Here is a 16,318-nt window from a genome sequence, read left to right on the forward strand (position 1 = left end):
TTTATTGTTATCAGGTGTAAACCCAAAGCACTCGCGTGAGCTGGTCAGTGAGGTTGCCGTAGCGACAGCGCGTGTGACTGTCGAGCTGAAAACTGTCGCCGGCCTGCAAGGTGACCGGCTCGTCGTCATCGCCCAACCACAGCGTCAATGCGCCTTCCAGGACGTAGCCGCCCTGCTCCGAGCTGTCGCTCAAGTGCCGCTCGCCACTGCTGGCGCCGGCCTCCAGTTGGCTCTCGAGCATCGAGAACGAGGCCCTGATCTTCGGCGAGACCAGAATGTCGGTAATCCCGTTGGCGTAGTACAACGTACGGCGCTCATCCGGGCGGGTCACCCAAGGCAACACCTTGGGTTTCGGCAGGCTGTAAAAATAGGTGGTTGGCACGCCGAGGGTTTCGCTGATCGCGGTCAGGTCCGCCACGGTCGGCCGTGACAAGCCCCTTTCGACTTGCGAAAGAAAGCCCACGGAGCGGTCGATTTTGTCGGCCAATTCCTTGAGGGTGTATTTCTTGTGCTTGCGCAGATCGTGGATCAGGATCGCCAGCGCGGCGATTTCTTCTTGCTTGTTCATGCCAGTAATTCCGGAAGATGACTCATCAAATGCTGTCGCGCAGTCGGTACCAGGCCTTGCCGATGGCTTCCAATGGCGCTGCCAGGTATTTACCACCGGGAAAGCTGTCATTACGCAACCCCTGGTACAACGCCAGCTCGTCCGGCTGACCGAGAATCGCATCGGACACAGCGCGAGCCCCTGCCAATGTCGGAAGCACGCCATGCCCGGAATAACCCTGTAGCCAGTAGAGATCGCCGCGCCGGCCAATGTCGGGGGTGCGCTTGAGGGTCAGATCGATATGCCCGCCCCAGGCAAACTCCAGTTCGACACCGTTGAGCTGCGGGAAGACCCGCTCCAGATAGGGCCGTGTCGCGGCGGCGATGTCTTTGGGCATCCCGCCCAGATAGGTGCAGCCGCCACCGAACAGCAGGCGGTTATCCGGTGTGCGACGGAAATAATCGAGGACAAACTGGTTGTCGGTGACGCAGACATTACTCGGCAGCAGCGCGCTGGCTTGCTCGGCGGTCAGCGGCGCGGTGGCCACCTGATAAGTGCCCACCGGCAACACGCAACTGGCCAATTCAGGATCGAGTTGATCGAGATAGGCGTTGCACGCCAGCACCAGGACATTTGCCCGAATGCTCCCGCGCTCGGTAGTCACCAGGTACTGGTCGCCTTCTTCGCGATAGCTCAGCGCTTTGCTTTGCTCAAAGATGCAGCCGCCAGCACGTTCGATGGCTGCGGCCAGCCCCAGTGCCAGCTTCAATGGATTCAGATGCCCGCCTTCGGGGTCATAGAGCCCCGCCTGATAACGCTCGCTGGCGACCCACTGCGGTAACTGCTCACGCGTTATGAATCGCAGGCCATCGTGGCCCCACTTATGGCTGGCCTCGCGTTGCCACTCGGTCAGGAGACTGACCCGACGCGGCATGACCGACGTCCACAAATGGCCAGGGCGATAATCGCAGTCGAAACCATGGCGCGCGGGCAACTCGCGCAGCTCCTGCGCCGCCCAGCGCATGCCGTCCCACAAGCGCCGCGCGCGTTCATGACCCAGAGCAGCCTCCAGGGGCGGCATATCACACGACCAGCCGAGAATCGCCTGCCCACCATTGCGCCCCGAGGCCGCCCAGGCAACGCGACTGGCTTCCAGCAACGTCACGCGCTTGCCCGCCAAGGCCAGGCGCAAGGCGGTATGCAGACCACTGAAACCGGCACCGATGATCAGCACCTCAGCAGTGTGTTCACCTTCCAGAACGGTTCGGTTCAACAGGCGATCAGCGCAACTGTGGGCGTAATAGCTGGCGACATGCTGCGAGGACTGCTGAAACATTCGGGCACCCATGAAATTATGTTTTTATAATTTCATGAAAAACTACAGAATAAATTTCACAAGCGCAACACCCTGCTCATCCCTCGCAGACCGGATGACCCGTAGCCGCTGGCGAAGCCTGCGTTTGAGTCCGTAGCAGCTGGTCTTACTGTTTTATTCTCGCGCCAGCCGCTCAAACAACGCCGAATGCTCTGGAAACAGCTCGCTGAGCCCGCGCCGACTGCCCAATTGCATATCCGCAAAATCAAACCCTGGCGAAACGGCTTCACTGATCAGGCCGTAAGCGGCCGGTCCAGCCATGAGCTGCGAAGCCTTCCAGACACCGCCCGGCACATGCAATTGCAGGCACTGCCCGGCAGTGACGTCATTGCCCATCTCCACGGTTTTCAACGTGCCGTCCGGGTAAATGAGGAAGTACTGAATCGCATCTCCCAGATGGTAGTAGTGAACGATGTCGGATCGGTTCAAATGAAAGTGGCCGACGGGAGACTTGTCCGTCAGCAGGTAATAGATCGAGGTCATCGCATAACGCCGACCACCTGCGGTCTCGACCATGGGCTGGTGATCAGACTGAAAGGTCCGGCGGTAATAACCGCCTTCCACATGGGGTTCCAGGTCGAGTGCAGCGACGATGTCCTGGGCGCTGGGAGTGTGTCTGTCGGGTTTGCTATCCGTCATGTTAAAGGCCATCAGTCAGGTGGAGTCGCGACAGTTTGCATGGCGTGTAACGCAGCGCAAGCGTTCCTTGGAGCGTCGATCGAGGGTGCCGATGGGCAATCGATTTCACTGCTTTACTGTAAGGGTCGAGCCTGCCAGACGGGGCCGCGGTTTCACTGACACTCCCCCGCCACTGCCGGCGCCAACGGAAGATCCCGCCCCGGAGAGTTGTCATGTCCCTGCACAACGTCGCCCGCTTTACCGACCTTCGTGAAGACCGCGGTACTCGCGTTGAAATCGGCTCACTGAAGATCGTGCTGTTGCGGGCCGGCGAACGGGTCTACGCCTATCAGGGCGAATGTCCGCACGCACAGGCTCCGTTGGACGAAGGCATTGTCTGCAATGGTCGGCTGATTTGCCCGTGGCACAAGGCGATGTTCACGGTCGAGGACGGCCGGTTGTGCGAACCGCCAGCGCTGAATGGACTGACCCGTTATCCGGTCAAGATCGTCGATGGCGATGTACATGTGGACGACCAGCCCCTTGCGCCCCTCGAAGCAGTTCGTGCCCCTGCCCCTGATTCACGCTGCTTCGTGATCGTCGGTGCAGGCGCTGCGGGCACAGCGGCAACAGCCGCCCTGCGTGAACACGGCTTTGCCGGGCGCCTGGTGTTGATCGATCGCGAAACGGACCCCGGCTATGACCGCACGGTGCTGAGCAAATATGTCCTTGCCGGGGAAATGTCCGTCGAAGAAACCCCACCGCTGCTGGATGAACGCTTTTACAACGAACAGCACATCGAGCGGGTTCAAGGTGAGGTCATCCGACTCGATGTGGCCGCCAAAAGGGTTTCCCTGGGTGACGGGCGCACCTTCGACTACGACGCCGCGCTTCTGGCCAGTGGCGGCGAACCCAGGCCGCTTTCGGTAGACGGTGCGCATCTGCACAACATCCTGGCGCTACGTTCGCGAGCGGACGCCGAGCGCATTCTGCACATCGCAAAGCCCGGTGCCCGTGTGGTCATCATCGGAGCCAGCTTCATCGGCCTGGAGTCGGCATCGGCGTTGCGCCGCCATGGCCTGGAAGTCAGCGTGGTCGCGCACCATGAAACACCGTTCAGTACGCTGTTCGGTGAGCGCATCGGCATGGCGATTTTGTCCCTGCACGAAGACAACGGCGTGGTCTTTCATGCCAATACCCAACCGAAGGCGTTCGAGGGCCAGGACAACGTCGAGGCCGTTCTGCTCGAGAATGGCCAACGACTTCCCGCCGACCTGGTGCTGATCGGCATCGGCGTCAACCCGGTCACCGACCTGCTCGAAGGTGTTGAGCTGGACGATGACGGCGGGCTACCGGTAAACGAAGGCATGCGCGCTGCGCCTGGCCTGTGGGCCGCCGGCGACATCGCCTCCTTTGCATTGCAAGGTTTCCCCACACGCATCGAGCACTGGCGCCTGGCCCAGCAGCAGGCGCGGATCGCCGCGCAAAACATGCTGGGCGCTGATACACACTATGTGGATGTGCCGTTCTTCTGGACCTATCACTTCGACAAGACCTTCGAGATGCTCGGTCACGCCGACCAATGGGACCGGATCGTCTTCGAAGGCAACCCCGAGCAATACGCCTTCATCGCCCTGCTGTGCAAGGGCGAACAGGTCGAGGCGGTGGTCGCCTGCGAATATTCGCGGCAAATGGCGTTGCTGGCCGAGCGGATGAAACAGCCGTTGCTGCGCGAAGAAGCCTTGCAGATCATTCGACGAATCGCCGCTCAGGAAGGCTGAACAGACACAATTAAACGATGCTCTTATTGGAACTATCGTACTTAATCACCCGTAAATTAAACAACCACACATATTCATTATCAATGGCGATAAGAACTTACCCTGCTTATGAGAAAAGAACCCGGCACACTTCCCCTCATCGCCAATCCTGATAACAAACAGCCAACTTCCTAACGCGTCGCTATTAATAAAATAATATTAACAATTTATCAGCCGTACTAGCCCATTGCCCATTGCATATTTATCAACCCCTGCTTAACTGCAGAAACTGCTGACGACAGCAGTATTCGCACAACCACGGAAGGAATCGTTATGAGCAATTCAACTGGCCATAGCATGCCCCCTTATGGGGTGGCCATCCAAAGCGCGATCAAGGCAGGCAACCTGCCGCAAATGAAAACGTTGTTGAAACAACGCGATGCATCCAAGCCAGAACCCAAAGAACTCAGTAGCGCGTACGAGCAGTTGGCTAAGGAAGTCGCACGCCTGGAACGGCACTAACTGCTGTTTCCGCTCCCCTATTGCAATGGAGGCAATAATTATGTCTGGTTCTTCTCAGCAATCTGTCGGTTTATTCCCACTCTGCTATCAAATTGGTACTCAGCAACCAGGCGCACAAAGTCTGGCGCTCAATCTGCTGGTGTTTACACCTGAGCAAACGGTAAGCGGTACTGCCGCAATCACTCAGGCAACCAACCCGCCGCTGGATGTGCATTCCGATGTCTGGGGTGAATACACCTACATGACAGTGATGAAACCCGGCGTCAGCAAAATCCTCATCACCGTTCAAGGCAACCAAGGTGGTCCGAGCTCTAACTCCATCGTGAATTTCAAGTTGCATCTGGTGGTCGGTAGCGACTGGAAATCAGGCGTCGCCAACTATGAGTACTTCAATGGTCAGCGCTGGGTCAAGGTCAATGCGCCCGCCCATCTTGTCGAGTCGGTGCCCTCCAAGGCCTATTTACCGCCATTGGAGCCGGGTCCGGTCATCCTGCCGTATCCGCCGATCATGCCGCTGTACGCCGCACCGATTCAGAGTGCCATTGCCAGCGGTGACCTGGCCCAGATGAAAAATCTGGCGAGCCTTGCCACACAACAACTGGCCCAGCAACCACAGCTGCAAAGTGCGCTTGAGGCCGCCAAGGGTGAAATCAGCCGGCTGGAACGCCGCTGACCGGCAACTGAATGTGCCTGGCTTGTCCTGAATACAATTAAGGGAGTTGCACCATGTCAATTGGACTTTTTCACACGCGCCTCAACGTTTCCAGCTCGCTACTCGGCGCACCGGTTTTAACCCTGGATCTGCTGGTGGATACCGTCAACAAGAAAGTCAGCGGTATTGCGAGCATTTTTCAAAGCACCTATCCACCCCTCAACTTCCGTGCCCGGGTATGGGGTGAGTATTCCGAGGCCAAACTGACCGCCGATACGGAAAACCACATCATCCTTACTTTGGATGGCAGCCCGAGCGGCCCTAACAGCAATATCGCCCAGACCTTCGACCTGCGCGGCATTCTAGGCGCCGATTGGGCCAGCGGCTTTGCCGACTACAAGTACTACGATCAAGACCACTGGACGACAGTCAGACACGCGGCTGTCAGCCAGGCCCCGGCTCAGCACCCGGAGCATCCGTCACATGTTGTGCGCCCGCTCTACGCCGTCGCCGTGCAGCAAGCGCAAGCCAGCGGTGACCTGGCGCAACTGAAATCCGTGGTGAGCCAGGGCGAGCAGCAACTGGCCAACAGCGGCGCCTTGCGCAGCGCACTGGAGCAGTTGCAAGCAGAAATCGCCCGACTGGAAGCACGCTAACCGGCAATGCCCGGGCGTGGTCACTTAAAAAGTGGCCACGCCTGGGTATCCCTGTGGAAACGGGCCCGCTCCCACAGGTTCTGCGCCCGTTGGCCAACAACAAAAGGTAAATCCGCTCGCGCCATTGATGTTAAGGAAGGCGCGAACACTTCGATGGATTCGTGCCGCGTACGTGTCTGTGCGCAAGGATTTCCCATGTCAGACAATCGCCCCGCCCGCTACCTCAGTGAAACCGACCTCAAACGCTACGTGCCGGTCCATGTGGTCTGGGAAATTACCCTGGCCTGCGATCTCAAATGCCTGCATTGCGGCTCACGCGCAGGCCATCGACGCCCCGATGAACTGAACACCCGGGAATGCCTGGATGTCATCGATTCCCTCGCGGCACTCGGCACCCGCGAGATCACCTTGATCGGCGGTGAAGCCTATTTGCGCAAGGACTGGACTCAGCTGATCCAGGCGATCCACGATCACGGCATGTATTGCGCGATACAAACCGGTGGACGCAACCTGACGCCCGCGAAAATGCAGGCCGCCGTGGACGCCGGGCTTAATGGCGTCGGTGTTTCGCTGGATGGACTGGCCCCATTGCATGACGCCGTGCGCAATGTTCCGGGCTCGTTCGACAAGGCTATCGATACCCTGCGACGCGCCAAACAGTCGGGGCTTGCGGTGAGCGTCAATACCCAGATCGGCGCGGCCACCCTGCCCGATCTGCCCGAACTGATGGACTTGATCATCGAACTCGGCGCCACCCACTGGCAGATCCAGCTGACGGTCGCCATGGGCAATGCCGTCGACCACCCCGAGTTGCTGTTGCAGCCCTATCAACTGCTTGAAGTGATGCCGTTGCTGGCACGCCTCTACCGCGAAGGGGTCGATCGCGGCCTGCTGATGAACGTGGGCAACAATATTGGTTACTACGGCCCTTACGAGCATATGTGGCGTGGTTTTGGCGACGAACGCGTGCACTGGAGCGGCTGCGCGGCCGGGCAAACCGTGCTGGCACTCGAAGCCGACGGCACCGTCAAAGGCTGCCCTTCATTGGCAACGGTGGGCTTTTCCGGCGGTAACGTGCGCAACATGAGCCTGCACGATATCTGGCACTACAGCGAAGGCATGCACTTTGGCCGCCTGCGCGGTGTCGAGGATCTGTGGGGCTACTGCCGAAGCTGCTATTACAACGATGTCTGCCGTGGCGGCTGTACCTGGACCTCGCACTCCTTGCTCGGCAAACCCGGCAACAACCCCTACTGTCACTACCGAGCACTGGACCTGCAGAAAAAGGGACTGCGCGAACGAATCGTCAAACTAGAGGATGCCGCGAAAACCTCCTTCGCCGTCGGACGTTTTGACCTGATTACCGAACGCATCGACACCGGCGAGAAGGTCAACAGCGTCAGCGACAGCGGCCAGGTGATCAAACTGGCCTGGGCGAACCAGGGCCAGAAATCGCCTGACGAAGGACGTATTCCGCCGCAACTGGCGCTGTGTCGTGGCTGCTTGCAGTACATCCACGCACACGAAGTGATCTGCCCACATTGCGCCGCCGATGTCGCAGCCGCAGAAGCCGAGCACCAGGTCAACCGCGCCCGGCAACAAACCATCCTCAATACGCTGACCGGCCTGCTGGGGTTGCCGCAAAGCAACTTGATGTAGCGAGACCTCGATACCAGGGGGCGAGTTGCCCCCTGCGATCTTTTTACCGCCGGTAATAACGCTCCCTCGCAGCAAACAAAATCATCTAAAAAAACCACACCTGTCAGCCATAATTAGCACCCTGCTACTCGATAGCTGAACGTCTTTCCCATGGTTTTACCCACGCGGGCACGCTGGAACAAACAGTGCCCTCTCCCTCTGCGTTCCTGGAGCTGACGATGAAAATCAATCCCTACCTGATCTTCAACGGTGATTGCAAAGCAGCCTTCACGTTCTACGCGCAATGCCTGCAAGGCACCCTTGAAATGATGATGACCTTCGGTGAGTCGCCGGCTCGCGATCAAATTCCGGCGAGTAGCCATGACCTGATCATGCATACCCGGCTGGTGGTCGGCGACCAGGTCCTCATGGGGTCCGACACCACACCTGAGCGGCCCTACCACGGCATCAACGGTTGCTCTGTTTCGCTGAATGTCACCAGCATCGCTGAAGCCGAGCGAATTTTTAGCGCACTGGCGGACCGGGGCACCATTCAAATGCCGCTGGAGGCGACGTTCTGGGCCGCACGCTTCGGCATGCTGGTTGACCGTTTCGGGGTGCCATGGATGGTCAACTGCGAAACGGATCAGTGAGTGATTCCGTTCTGTCCGGTGCCTGTCAGTTAAGCGCAATCCATGTGGGAGCGAGCCTGCTCGCGATGACGGCATAACATTCAACATCAATGTTGAATGGCCCACCGCTATCGCGAGCAGGCTCGCTCCCACAGGTTTGAGCCTTAACTGACAGGCATTATGGCGTTTTTTTGAAGTACCGATCAGGCATCGACGCGCTTACCCTGGAACCTCGCCCGGTAACGCCCCGGACTCTCACCGGTCCATTTCTTGAACGCCCGATGGAACGCGCTGGGCTCCTGAAAACCGATCTGCTCGGCAATCGCGGTGATGCTCGATGGGCTCTGGCGCAGCTGTTCAAAGGCAACACCGCGGCGTACTTCGTCCTTGATCTCCTGAAATGAACAGCCTTCACGCTCCAGTTTTCGGCGAACGGTGCTGGGGCTCAAATGCTGTTCGAGCGCGAACGCCTCCAGGGTCGGCCATTGGCTGTAATGGCTGTTGCGCAAACGCTGATGAACCTGTGACGCCAGGCCATGCTGGTTACGGAAACGAATCACCAGCCACTGCGGCGCACTGCGCAAAAATGCCTTGAGTGAAGCCAGGTCCTGAACCACCGGCAATTGCAGATAACGGCTGTCGAACTCGATCTCGGTGCRCTCGGCGCCAAAGGTCAGGTTGGCGCCCCAGAGCATTGAATCATCATTGAGCGATAACCGCTCATGACGAAAGTCTGCACGATCGATGGGAATGCGCCGCCCGCCCAGCCAGCACAGCAGGCTGATCATCAACACCAGGAACGTCTCCTCACCGAAATGCGCGACGTCGCTGTTTTGCGCCTGAGTCTGCAAGCTGATGACTGCACGCTTGCCACGCACCGTTAACGTGCCGCGAAAATCCCGCAGGAACAGGCCGAAATTGGCCAGGCACTGACGCATGGCTTTTTCCAGCGTCGGTTCCTGGATCAGTGCCCGACAGATCAAGGCGAAACTGCCTGGCGGCATGCCGTGGGAGTCCAGCTGAAAGAACTCGTCGTTCAGCTCACGAATCTGCACCAGCCATAACGCCGCAAAAGCAGTGGCCGGCACCCGTGCCGTAGGCTGATCCATCAGTGCCGGATCGATTCCCACCTGTTCGAGCACCGACCGCAGACGCTGCGGATTTTCTCGCAGGGCATGGATCATTGGATACATGAAATAGACCGCCACCGAATCCGTTTCCCGCATGTGATCGTCTCTCTCCTCGGCATCTGAAAGTGGCAAAAAACGCCATCACCGTTGAACAGTTCCGGCATAGGCCAGCGGCGTTGCTGATTCTAGACTCGTGCCCAACAAAAAAGACCTTTTTCAGGAAAACCACATGAACCCTTCCGATATTTTTGTTGTGAGCGCGGTCCGTTCTGCCATCGGCAGCTTTGGCGGTTCACTCAAGGATGTGCCGCCTATCCAGTTGGCAACCGACGTGTGCCGCGCAGCCATTGAACGATCAGGCCTGGCGCCCGAGCACATCGGTCATGCGGTGATGGGGCATGTGATCCCGACGGAGGCGCGCGACGCCTACATTTCACGGGCCGTGGCGATGAATGCCGGCCTGCCGAAAGAGACCCCGGCCTTCAACGTCAACCGCCTCTGCGGTTCGGGTCTGCAGGCGATTGTCAGTGCCGCGCAAAGTCTGATGCTCGGGGATGCCTCTGCCGTGCTGGCAGGCGGTGTCGAATCCATGAGCCGTGGTGCCTACTTGTTGCCACAGGCGCGCTGGGGTGCACGAATGGGTGACATTCAGGGCATCGACTACATGCTCGGCGTGCTGCAAGACCCGTTTGCCGGTTTCCACATGGGCATCACCGCAGAAAACATCGCCGAGCACTACGGCATCTCCCGTCAGACCCAGGATCAACTGGCGCTGCTCAGCCAGCAGCGGGCCGCCCGGGCGATTGCCGAAGGGCGTTTTGCCGGGCAGATCGTGCCGATCGAAGTGGCGAGCCGCAAAGGGACGGTTTCGTTTGCCACGGATGAGCATGTACGGGCAGAAGTCAGCTTCGAGCAATTGAGCGGCATGAAACCCGCGTTCAAAAAAGACGGCAGCGTCACCGCCGGCAACGCCTCTGGCCTCAATGATGGCGCTGGCGCGCTGATCATGGCCACCGGGCAACTCGTTCAGGAACAAGGCCTCAAGCCGATGGCCCGACTGGTGGGTTATGCCCACGCCGGCGTTGAGCCTTCAATGATGGGCCTGGGGCCGATTCCCGCCACCCGTCTGGTGCTCAAACGCGCCGGGCTGACCGTGGCCGACCTTGATGTCATCGAGTCCAACGAAGCCTTCGCGGCCCAGGCCTGTGCCGTGGCGCAAGAGCTGGGCTTCGATCCCGAGAAGGTCAACCCCAACGGTTCGGGCATCTCATTGGGCCATCCAGTGGGCGCTACCGGCGCAATCATCGCGACCAAAGCCATCCACGAACTGCATCGGATTCAGGGACGTTATGCCCTGGCGACCATGTGCATTGGCGGCGGCCAAGGCATTGCCGTGTTGTTCGAACGGGTTTGACGGGAAGGACATGACGATGAATCTGCAGAACATTGGCGTCATCGGCGCCGGCACCATGGGCAACGGCATTGCGCAAATCTGCGCACTGGCCGGTTTCAACGTGACCTTGCTGGACATCTCCGACAGCGCCCTGCAAAAAGCGCTGGCGACCGTGGGCAAGAACCTTGACCGGCAGGTCGCCAAGGCGTCGCTGACCGAGGAGCAAAAGCTCGCGGCATTGGACAAGATCCGCACCAGCACCGACTACGCCACCCTGCACAATGCTCAACTGGTGATCGAGGCCGCAACTGAAAACCTTGAACTGAAACTGCGGGTGCTGCAGCAGATCGCCGCTCAGGTCAGCGTCGACTGCGTGATTGCCTCCAACACCTCATCGTTGTCGATCACCGAGCTCGCCGCCAGTGTCAGTTCGCCGGCGCGCTTCATCGGCCTGCACTTCTTCAACCCGGTGCCGGTGATGGGGTTGATCGAAGTGATTCGCGGCCTGCAAACCAGCGACGCCACGCACACCCTGGCTCTGGAACTGGCGCAACGGCTGGGCAAGACCGCGATCACCGCCGGTAACCGTCCGGGTTTCGTGGTGAACCGGATTCTGGTGCCGATGATCAATGAAGCGATCCTGGTGTTCCAGGAAGGCCTGGCCAGCGCCGAAGACATCGATGCGGGCATGCGCCTGGGTTGCAACCAGCCGATAGGCCCGTTGGCGCTGGCCGACCTGATTGGCCTGGATACCTTGCTGGCGATCATGCAGGCCTTCTACGACGGCTTCAACGACAGCAAGTACCGCCCCGCGCCGCTGCTCAAGGAAATAGTCGCGGCCGGTTATCTGGGGCGCAAGACTGGCCGTGGTTTCCATACCTATGGCTGAGCGTTGCTCACGCTTTGCCGAGAGCCGGGACAAGGCCCTGGAGCTGTTCGCCAGCAAGGGTTTTGGCCAGGTCGGCATGCGCGAGCTGGCAGCGTTCCTGGGGCTTGCCCCAGGCTCGCTGTATCACCATTACCCGAGCAAGCAGCACTTGCTGCTCGACTTGATCGAAGAGTTCTACGAGGAGCTACTGGCAACACTCGGACGTCTCGAGCGACAGCCGCGAGACCTGCGTAGCAGCCTGCACAACGTCATCCATGCGCACCTRAACCTGCATCGGGAAATGCCCTGGCATTTTCGCCTGGTGGAGCGCGACAGCGGTTGCCTGAACGAGGATCAACAAGCGCGTGTCCGGCAGTTGCAGGAGCATTACGAACGGCAATTGTTAATGATCCTCTGTCCCTCGCCCCGATTCAGTGAACAAGGGTTACTGGCTGCCGGACACACCATTGCCAGCATGCTCAACAGCGCACCCAGCTGGCTGGCGCTGCACCCGCTGGAGGATCGGGAACGCAACGAATTGCTGGAGAACCTGCTGACCGGAGCCATTGCAGGTTTGCTGGCCCATACCTCCTGCGATCTGCCAGTTCTTCAGACACTAGATCCGCTCGCGGCGCCTCCGCCCTGGGCGCGACTCGGCTAAGCTGAAAGCTCCACCGGAGGATTTTCCAATGTGTGGAAGACTTTCGCAGTACCGAGGCATCCACGACTTCGTCGCGGCGCTGAGCATGCCCAATCCCCTGGTCAATACTGTGGGCGACCAGCCTCTGGGTCTGTACAACGTCGCACCATCAACCCAGGTCGCGCTCTTCCACCTCGAAGGCGAAACCCTGCACGCTGACCGGGTACGCTGGGGATGGCGACCGGCCTGGTCGAAAGACAACTCTGTCCCGATCAATACCCGGGTCGAGAAAGTCGCACACGGCTCATTCTTCCGGGCGATCTGGCCGCACCGCGCCATCATACCCATCGATAACTGGTTCGAATGGGTTTATGAAGGCGGCCCGAATAAACAGCCTTACCTTATCCGGCGCCGGGATCGCGCTCCCATACTTTGCGCGGCCATTGGTCAGTACCCTGCGGGTGGCCGGGAACCGAAGAAGGACGATGGTTTTGTGATCTTCACCGCAGACAGTGGCGGTGGCCTGGTCGACCTGCATGATCGGCGACCCGTGGTGCTGTCACCGGAGTTGGCCCGCGAGTGGCTCAACCTGGCGATGCCCAAGGAGAGCGCCGAGCAGATGGTGCTGCACCAGGGCGAGCCTGCCGAAACCTTCGAGTGGTTCAAGGTGGATATGGCGATCGGCAATGTGAGAAACCAGAGACCTGATCTCATCACGCCGATCGGCAAGATCATCAGTGGCGATCACAAAAGCAATGGCTGATCGGGTGGCGACACCGAGGTTTCTCGACTAGGATTTTCGCGGTATGGAAACGCTTCGCGCCGTTAGCGAGCACTTGGTCTGGGAGACGAAAATGAACCCGATTCGAATGGCTGAGCGGACCTATCGCACTTGGTCCAGCCCGATCCTGCTTGAGCTCAAAGAGAGGGAACATCAGCTGCAACCTTCAGACCGCCAGGCACTTGAAAATGTAATGGTGGAGAGAAGGCTTCTGAACACCGGCAACCCTGCCGGCAAGGATCGACGCAAACCTCAGTCGACCGATAACGCCTGACAAAAGAGCCCGCTGAACGCGGGCTCTTTTTTGTTTGCGGTAGCTGGAAGAAAGGCCGACACACTCATCCAGATGCTCGCCTCACTGTGTATTGGAAACGGGTTTCGTTCTGGATGCACGGGCAGGCAATGACGCGGCGTAAGCCAGCGCTTCCTCTCGGCTGCCAAAGGACCCGAGCCGGTCGTTACGGGTACAGACCTTCCAGAGACCGCTGTTGATGCTGACCACTTGATAACCGTTCATCTGCATTTTGCTAAGCATCGGAGCGTTCATAGTCACCTCCATTCAAGTACAGACAGGTCCGGACCTAACTTACACCCGGTTTGGCGTTCTGTGGGCTGAATAGGTCGAACGGTCGAATGGACCGGCATTAGATATGAAACATCTTTCACAGTGATTTCGACGCAGAGCGCTTATATTCCTCGCCGCTCATTCAAGAAACATTCGGCCCGCACCCTCCCGCGGGCTTTTTTTTGCTTTTTTTTTGTCCCCCCCAGGGCTCCGTGAAAAATCAAAAAAGCCCGGCATCGCTGCCGGGCTTTCGGTTCTAATCCTTTAGAACCTGTCAGGCATCACACTACAAACGTGGCCTCACTTGAAGTCCACGTCGAACGCTTGATAGAACGCATTGCCGGTGTTGGCGACAATCCATAGCAGCACAATGACGTGATGGCCTTTCTTGCCTGCCGGCAACTTCACTTCATGTTCGACTTTGGCTTTGAGTTCGCTGCTGTGCGCGTAATAAGGCACCTGGGTGTAGAAGTCTTCCGCGAACGGTTTGGCCTCGAGTTGCGCACGGCTGATGCGCTGTTTCGGGTCCCAGCCATCCTTGGTGATGAACCAGCTGTAGCCGCGGGTGGTATGAGGCGCGGTGTACTGCCAGGTGACATGAAAGGTCTCGCCCGAGTTCACGTTCAGCAGTGGCCAGGTAAATGGCCGGTTGAGCTTTTTGCTCATTTCCTCGTTGGTGAAGTTGATGCAATCACGAGCATCAGCCTTGCCGCCACTGAGAATAAAACCATCAGCCGGCGGTGCGACGCTGTCGCTGTCCGTCTGATACGGTGCGGGGAAAGGCCCGGCGGTCAGTGACGGGAAGTTCTTGCCGCCTTCCATTTCGTTGACCTGCCACCCTTCCAGGAGACCGACCTCCATGGCGACAGAGCCGCGGCTGGCAGGGGTAGTGACACGACCATGTTTGAGTTGCGCTTGGGTTTGTGGCTTGTTCATTTTTTCACTCCGTTGATTAAGAACGTTCCTTCCTGAGGAACGCTTTCAACCTAACCGAATGACAGGTGAAGTCCATGGCCGCTTTTTTCGCGTTTCGATCGCGGGTTCGCACCAAACCCAACAATAACTGGTTATCCATACAGTTAAGTGTATGAATTCCTACGCTGGGACTGGTAAAAGTACTACAACACAACCCCGCAATCAGAACGATTCACATCAGGACGGTTGCGCACCACAAGCATTCACTTCATTAACGACACGCGGTAGTCTCGGCATCGGTTGCCCTCAAATAAACCGTTACAAGGACGTCACGAATGAAACTGCGCATCGAGTTATCGCAAAACCCGCTACCCGAAGAACGCCAGGCGATTATCAACCCCCTGCGCGCCTACAACATCGCCCATGCCGGCGAAGGTCACCACCAGGAAATCGCCCTGCTGGTTCGTGATGAGCAGACCAACGAAATCCTCGGCGGGCTCTACGCAAAACTGTTTTATCAGTGGATGTTCATCGACCTGTTGTCGGTGCCCGAGCAGGCACGCGGACAGGGCACCGGCTCACGGCTGATGCACATGGCCGAAGAGCTGGCACGGGAGAAGAACTGCATTGGGATCTACCTCGACACCTTCGAATTCCAGGCACCGGAGTTTTACAAGAAGCTGGGGTTTACCGAGATTGGGCAGATTGCCGATTACCCGCCGGGCAGCAAGCGCTTCTTTTTTCAGAAACGCCTGACGGCCGCTGAGCCAAACACCTGACGCTCACTGACTCACAGACAGGTTGCCAGTGCTGCCAGTCGGCGCTTGGCAACCCAGTTGTCCTGAGTGGCGTAGTACTTCAATGCGCCGCCTTGCACGTCGATGAAGGCCTCGGCCGAACGGGTGTAAACGGTGAAGCCACCGGTTTCGCCGGGTTGCAGGTAACCGCTGGCGTCGACACCGAACACCGCCTCGTCCTGCCAGGCAAACTGCACGCACTGGGCGACGACCAGATCGGGCTTGCTCGAAGCGAGCGTCTTGTAGGGGCTCTGGGAGCGCGCTTCTTTCATCGTCGATCCCGCGCAACCCGCCAGCAACACGCCAGCCAGCGCCACCATCAAAATACGCATTGTGCTTCCTTATTCGCAAAACGCTGACTGTATCACCGCAAGCGGCTACTCCGAAGCGCCTGGCAAGGTTCTTCCTCATGGCGCCGCTCTGCTTCGTGCTTTACTTGATATAGTTCGCGACAGCCCGCGCCGATTCGCGCACCCTGTCGCGCCATAATTGGCGCGTCGCGCCGAGCAACTCCTCCGGAAAGCCCATGACCCCCAATGCCGAGTTCTACAAACCTTCCACCGACTACGCCGACAAGCTGATCAGCCAGATCGGTCAGACCCCGTCGTGGATCGCCAAACGCATTGGCGTGACCGACAAACGCATTCGCTACATCCTCGATGGCGAAAGAACCGTCAAAGGTGAAACCACGCCGATCCAGATGACCTATACCGAGCAATTTGCGCTCGAGTGCCTGGCCGCCGAGGCCAAAGCCAACAAGAAAAAGACCTCCTGACCCGCGTCAAGGCAAACGCCCTCAAGACGTGCATGCTTTCCCTTCGACAAGGAC

Annotated in this window: 20 protein-coding genes; 13 read left to right on the forward strand and 7 right to left on the reverse strand. The window is 58.7% G+C overall.

Annotation, left to right across the window (positions count from 1 at the left end; genetic code table 11):
• Positions 1-10: 10 nt before the first annotated feature.
• The 3 genes from AC1DIH_RS14895 to AC1DIH_RS14905 all read right to left on the reverse strand — a co-directional run bounded on the left by AC1DIH_RS14895 (position 11) and on the right by AC1DIH_RS14905 (position 2,561).
• Entirely contained in the window at positions 11-568 is a 558-nt protein-coding gene (locus AC1DIH_RS14895; protein ID WP_019689871.1) for a helix-turn-helix domain-containing protein, read from the reverse strand.
• Between the two features lie 25 nt (positions 569-593).
• Positions 594-1,883, reverse strand: a complete 1,290-nt coding sequence (locus tag AC1DIH_RS14900; protein ID WP_477772249.1) for an NAD(P)/FAD-dependent oxidoreductase — start codon at positions 1,881-1,883, stop codon at positions 594-596.
• Between the two features lie 153 nt (positions 1,884-2,036).
• Positions 2,037-2,561 (reverse strand): cupin domain-containing protein, encoded by a 525-nt coding sequence (locus AC1DIH_RS14905; RefSeq protein WP_477772250.1) that lies wholly within the window; start codon positions 2,559-2,561, stop codon positions 2,037-2,039.
• A gap of 212 nt (positions 2,562-2,773) precedes the next feature.
• Between AC1DIH_RS14905 and AC1DIH_RS14910 the strand changes: the two genes are divergently transcribed.
• The 6 genes from AC1DIH_RS14910 (at position 2,774) to AC1DIH_RS14935 (ending at position 8,421) form a co-directional block, all read left to right on the forward strand.
• Entirely contained in the window at positions 2,774-4,321 is a 1,548-nt protein-coding gene (locus tag AC1DIH_RS14910) for an FAD-dependent oxidoreductase (protein WP_477772251.1), read from the forward strand.
• 312 nt (positions 4,322-4,633) lie between these two features.
• On the forward strand, positions 4,634-4,822 hold the full coding sequence (locus AC1DIH_RS14915) for a DUF1843 domain-containing protein (protein WP_103316425.1): 189 nt from the start codon (positions 4,634-4,636) through the stop codon (positions 4,820-4,822).
• A 40-nt stretch (positions 4,823-4,862) separates the two neighbouring features.
• Positions 4,863-5,495 (forward strand): DUF1842 domain-containing protein, encoded by a 633-nt coding sequence (locus AC1DIH_RS14920; RefSeq protein WP_477772252.1) that lies wholly within the window; start codon positions 4,863-4,865, stop codon positions 5,493-5,495.
• Between the two features lie 53 nt (positions 5,496-5,548).
• A complete protein-coding gene (locus tag AC1DIH_RS14925) occupies positions 5,549-6,130 on the forward strand; it encodes a DUF1842 domain-containing protein (protein WP_427532433.1) in 582 nt (193 codons plus the stop codon).
• 195 nt (positions 6,131-6,325) lie between these two features.
• A complete protein-coding gene (locus AC1DIH_RS14930) occupies positions 6,326-7,789 on the forward strand; it encodes a GDL motif peptide-associated radical SAM/SPASM maturase (RefSeq protein WP_427537131.1) in 1,464 nt (487 codons plus the stop codon).
• 218 nt (positions 7,790-8,007) lie between these two features.
• Positions 8,008-8,421, forward strand: a complete 414-nt coding sequence (locus AC1DIH_RS14935) for a VOC family protein (RefSeq protein ID WP_477772253.1) — start codon at positions 8,008-8,010, stop codon at positions 8,419-8,421.
• 182 nt (positions 8,422-8,603) lie between these two features.
• Here AC1DIH_RS14935 and AC1DIH_RS14940 read toward each other — a convergent pair whose 3' ends face one another.
• Positions 8,604-9,626 (reverse strand): AraC family transcriptional regulator, encoded by a 1,023-nt coding sequence (locus AC1DIH_RS14940; protein ID WP_477772254.1) that lies wholly within the window; start codon positions 9,624-9,626, stop codon positions 8,604-8,606.
• 133 nt (positions 9,627-9,759) lie between these two features.
• Between AC1DIH_RS14940 and AC1DIH_RS14945 the strand changes: the two genes are divergently transcribed.
• The 5 genes from AC1DIH_RS14945 to AC1DIH_RS14965 all read left to right on the forward strand — a co-directional run bounded on the left by AC1DIH_RS14945 (position 9,760) and on the right by AC1DIH_RS14965 (position 13,486).
• On the forward strand, positions 9,760-10,944 hold the full coding sequence (locus AC1DIH_RS14945) for an acetyl-CoA C-acyltransferase family protein (RefSeq protein WP_427534127.1): 1,185 nt from the start codon (positions 9,760-9,762) through the stop codon (positions 10,942-10,944).
• A gap of 16 nt (positions 10,945-10,960) precedes the next feature.
• On the forward strand, positions 10,961-11,812 hold the full coding sequence (locus tag AC1DIH_RS14950) for a 3-hydroxybutyryl-CoA dehydrogenase (protein WP_477772255.1): 852 nt from the start codon (positions 10,961-10,963) through the stop codon (positions 11,810-11,812).
• Positions 11,799-12,452, forward strand: coding sequence for a TetR/AcrR family transcriptional regulator (locus AC1DIH_RS14955; protein WP_477772282.1), 654 nt, complete (start codon positions 11,799-11,801; stop codon positions 12,450-12,452). Before AC1DIH_RS14950 ends, AC1DIH_RS14955 begins: the two co-directional genes overlap by 14 nt.
• Before the next feature lie 28 nt (positions 12,453-12,480).
• Entirely contained in the window at positions 12,481-13,194 is a 714-nt protein-coding gene (locus AC1DIH_RS14960; RefSeq protein ID WP_477772256.1) for an SOS response-associated peptidase family protein, read from the forward strand.
• Between the two features lie 91 nt (positions 13,195-13,285).
• On the forward strand, positions 13,286-13,486 hold the full coding sequence (locus AC1DIH_RS14965; protein ID WP_477772283.1) for a hypothetical protein: 201 nt from the start codon (positions 13,286-13,288) through the stop codon (positions 13,484-13,486).
• An 81-nt stretch (positions 13,487-13,567) separates the two neighbouring features.
• Here the strand turns inward: AC1DIH_RS14965 and AC1DIH_RS14970 are convergent, their stop codons facing one another.
• Both AC1DIH_RS14970 and AC1DIH_RS14975 read right to left on the reverse strand, forming a co-directional pair.
• Complete coding sequence (locus AC1DIH_RS14970) at positions 13,568-13,759, reverse strand: SPOR domain-containing protein (protein WP_477772257.1); 192 nt, start codon at positions 13,757-13,759, stop codon at positions 13,568-13,570.
• Positions 13,760-14,077: 318 nt separating this feature from the next.
• Positions 14,078-14,713, reverse strand: a complete 636-nt coding sequence (locus tag AC1DIH_RS14975) for a lytic polysaccharide monooxygenase auxiliary activity family 9 protein (protein ID WP_477772258.1) — start codon at positions 14,711-14,713, stop codon at positions 14,078-14,080.
• A 314-nt stretch (positions 14,714-15,027) separates the two neighbouring features.
• Here AC1DIH_RS14975 and AC1DIH_RS14980 point away from each other — a divergent pair, with 314 nt between their 5' ends.
• Positions 15,028-15,471 carry a GNAT family N-acetyltransferase gene (locus AC1DIH_RS14980; RefSeq protein WP_477772259.1) on the forward strand — a complete coding sequence of 148 codons (444 nt, stop codon included), beginning with the start codon at positions 15,028-15,030 and terminating at the stop codon, positions 15,469-15,471.
• A gap of 11 nt (positions 15,472-15,482) precedes the next feature.
• On the opposite strand, the gene AC1DIH_RS14985 is transcribed toward AC1DIH_RS14980, so the two are convergent.
• Positions 15,483-15,821, reverse strand: a complete 339-nt coding sequence (locus tag AC1DIH_RS14985) for a hypothetical protein (RefSeq protein WP_427534135.1) — start codon at positions 15,819-15,821, stop codon at positions 15,483-15,485.
• 194 nt (positions 15,822-16,015) lie between these two features.
• On the opposite strand from AC1DIH_RS14985, the gene AC1DIH_RS14990 reads away from it, so the two are divergent.
• Positions 16,016-16,264 (forward strand): hypothetical protein, encoded by a 249-nt coding sequence (locus tag AC1DIH_RS14990; RefSeq protein ID WP_019689854.1) that lies wholly within the window; start codon positions 16,016-16,018, stop codon positions 16,262-16,264.
• Positions 16,265-16,318: the final 54 nt, after the last annotated feature.

The organism is Pseudomonas sp. 05N36 (assembly GCF_056397385.1).

What these genes read in the sequence shown, in the direction of transcription:
- AC1DIH_RS14960 (WP_477772256.1), top strand. Translation starts at nt 12,481, where the DNA reads ATGTGTGGAAGACTTTCGCAGTACCGAGGCATCCACGACTTCGTCGCG.
- AC1DIH_RS14920 (WP_477772252.1), top strand. Translation starts at nt 4,863, where the DNA reads ATGTCTGGTTCTTCTCAGCAATCTGTCGGTTTATTCCCACTCTGCTAT.
- AC1DIH_RS14965 (WP_477772283.1), top strand. Translation starts at nt 13,286, where the DNA reads ATGAACCCGATTCGAATGGCTGAGCGGACCTATCGCACTTGGTCCAGC.
- AC1DIH_RS14975 (WP_477772258.1), bottom strand. Translation starts at nt 14,713, where the DNA reads ATGAACAAGCCACAAACCCAAGCGCAACTCAAACATGGTCGTGTCACT.
- AC1DIH_RS14980 (WP_477772259.1), top strand. Translation starts at nt 15,028, where the DNA reads ATGAAACTGCGCATCGAGTTATCGCAAAACCCGCTACCCGAAGAACGC.
- AC1DIH_RS14915 (WP_103316425.1), top strand. Translation starts at nt 4,634, where the DNA reads ATGAGCAATTCAACTGGCCATAGCATGCCCCCTTATGGGGTGGCCATC.
- AC1DIH_RS14930 (WP_427537131.1), top strand. Translation starts at nt 6,326, where the DNA reads ATGTCAGACAATCGCCCCGCCCGCTACCTCAGTGAAACCGACCTCAAA.
- AC1DIH_RS14945 (WP_427534127.1), top strand. Translation starts at nt 9,760, where the DNA reads ATGAACCCTTCCGATATTTTTGTTGTGAGCGCGGTCCGTTCTGCCATC.
- AC1DIH_RS14905 (WP_477772250.1), bottom strand. Translation starts at nt 2,561, where the DNA reads ATGACGGATAGCAAACCCGACAGACACACTCCCAGCGCCCAGGACATC.
- AC1DIH_RS14925 (WP_427532433.1), top strand. Translation starts at nt 5,549, where the DNA reads ATGTCAATTGGACTTTTTCACACGCGCCTCAACGTTTCCAGCTCGCTA.
- AC1DIH_RS14970 (WP_477772257.1), bottom strand. Translation starts at nt 13,759, where the DNA reads ATGAACGCTCCGATGCTTAGCAAAATGCAGATGAACGGTTATCAAGTG.
- AC1DIH_RS14990 (WP_019689854.1), top strand. Translation starts at nt 16,016, where the DNA reads ATGACCCCCAATGCCGAGTTCTACAAACCTTCCACCGACTACGCCGAC.
- AC1DIH_RS14950 (WP_477772255.1), top strand. Translation starts at nt 10,961, where the DNA reads ATGAATCTGCAGAACATTGGCGTCATCGGCGCCGGCACCATGGGCAAC.
- AC1DIH_RS14910 (WP_477772251.1), top strand. Translation starts at nt 2,774, where the DNA reads ATGTCCCTGCACAACGTCGCCCGCTTTACCGACCTTCGTGAAGACCGC.
- AC1DIH_RS14895 (WP_019689871.1), bottom strand. Translation starts at nt 568, where the DNA reads ATGAACAAGCAAGAAGAAATCGCCGCGCTGGCGATCCTGATCCACGAT.
- AC1DIH_RS14935 (WP_477772253.1), top strand. Translation starts at nt 8,008, where the DNA reads ATGAAAATCAATCCCTACCTGATCTTCAACGGTGATTGCAAAGCAGCC.
- AC1DIH_RS14900 (WP_477772249.1), bottom strand. Translation starts at nt 1,883, where the DNA reads ATGTTTCAGCAGTCCTCGCAGCATGTCGCCAGCTATTACGCCCACAGT.
- AC1DIH_RS14985 (WP_427534135.1), bottom strand. Translation starts at nt 15,821, where the DNA reads ATGCGTATTTTGATGGTGGCGCTGGCTGGCGTGTTGCTGGCGGGTTGC.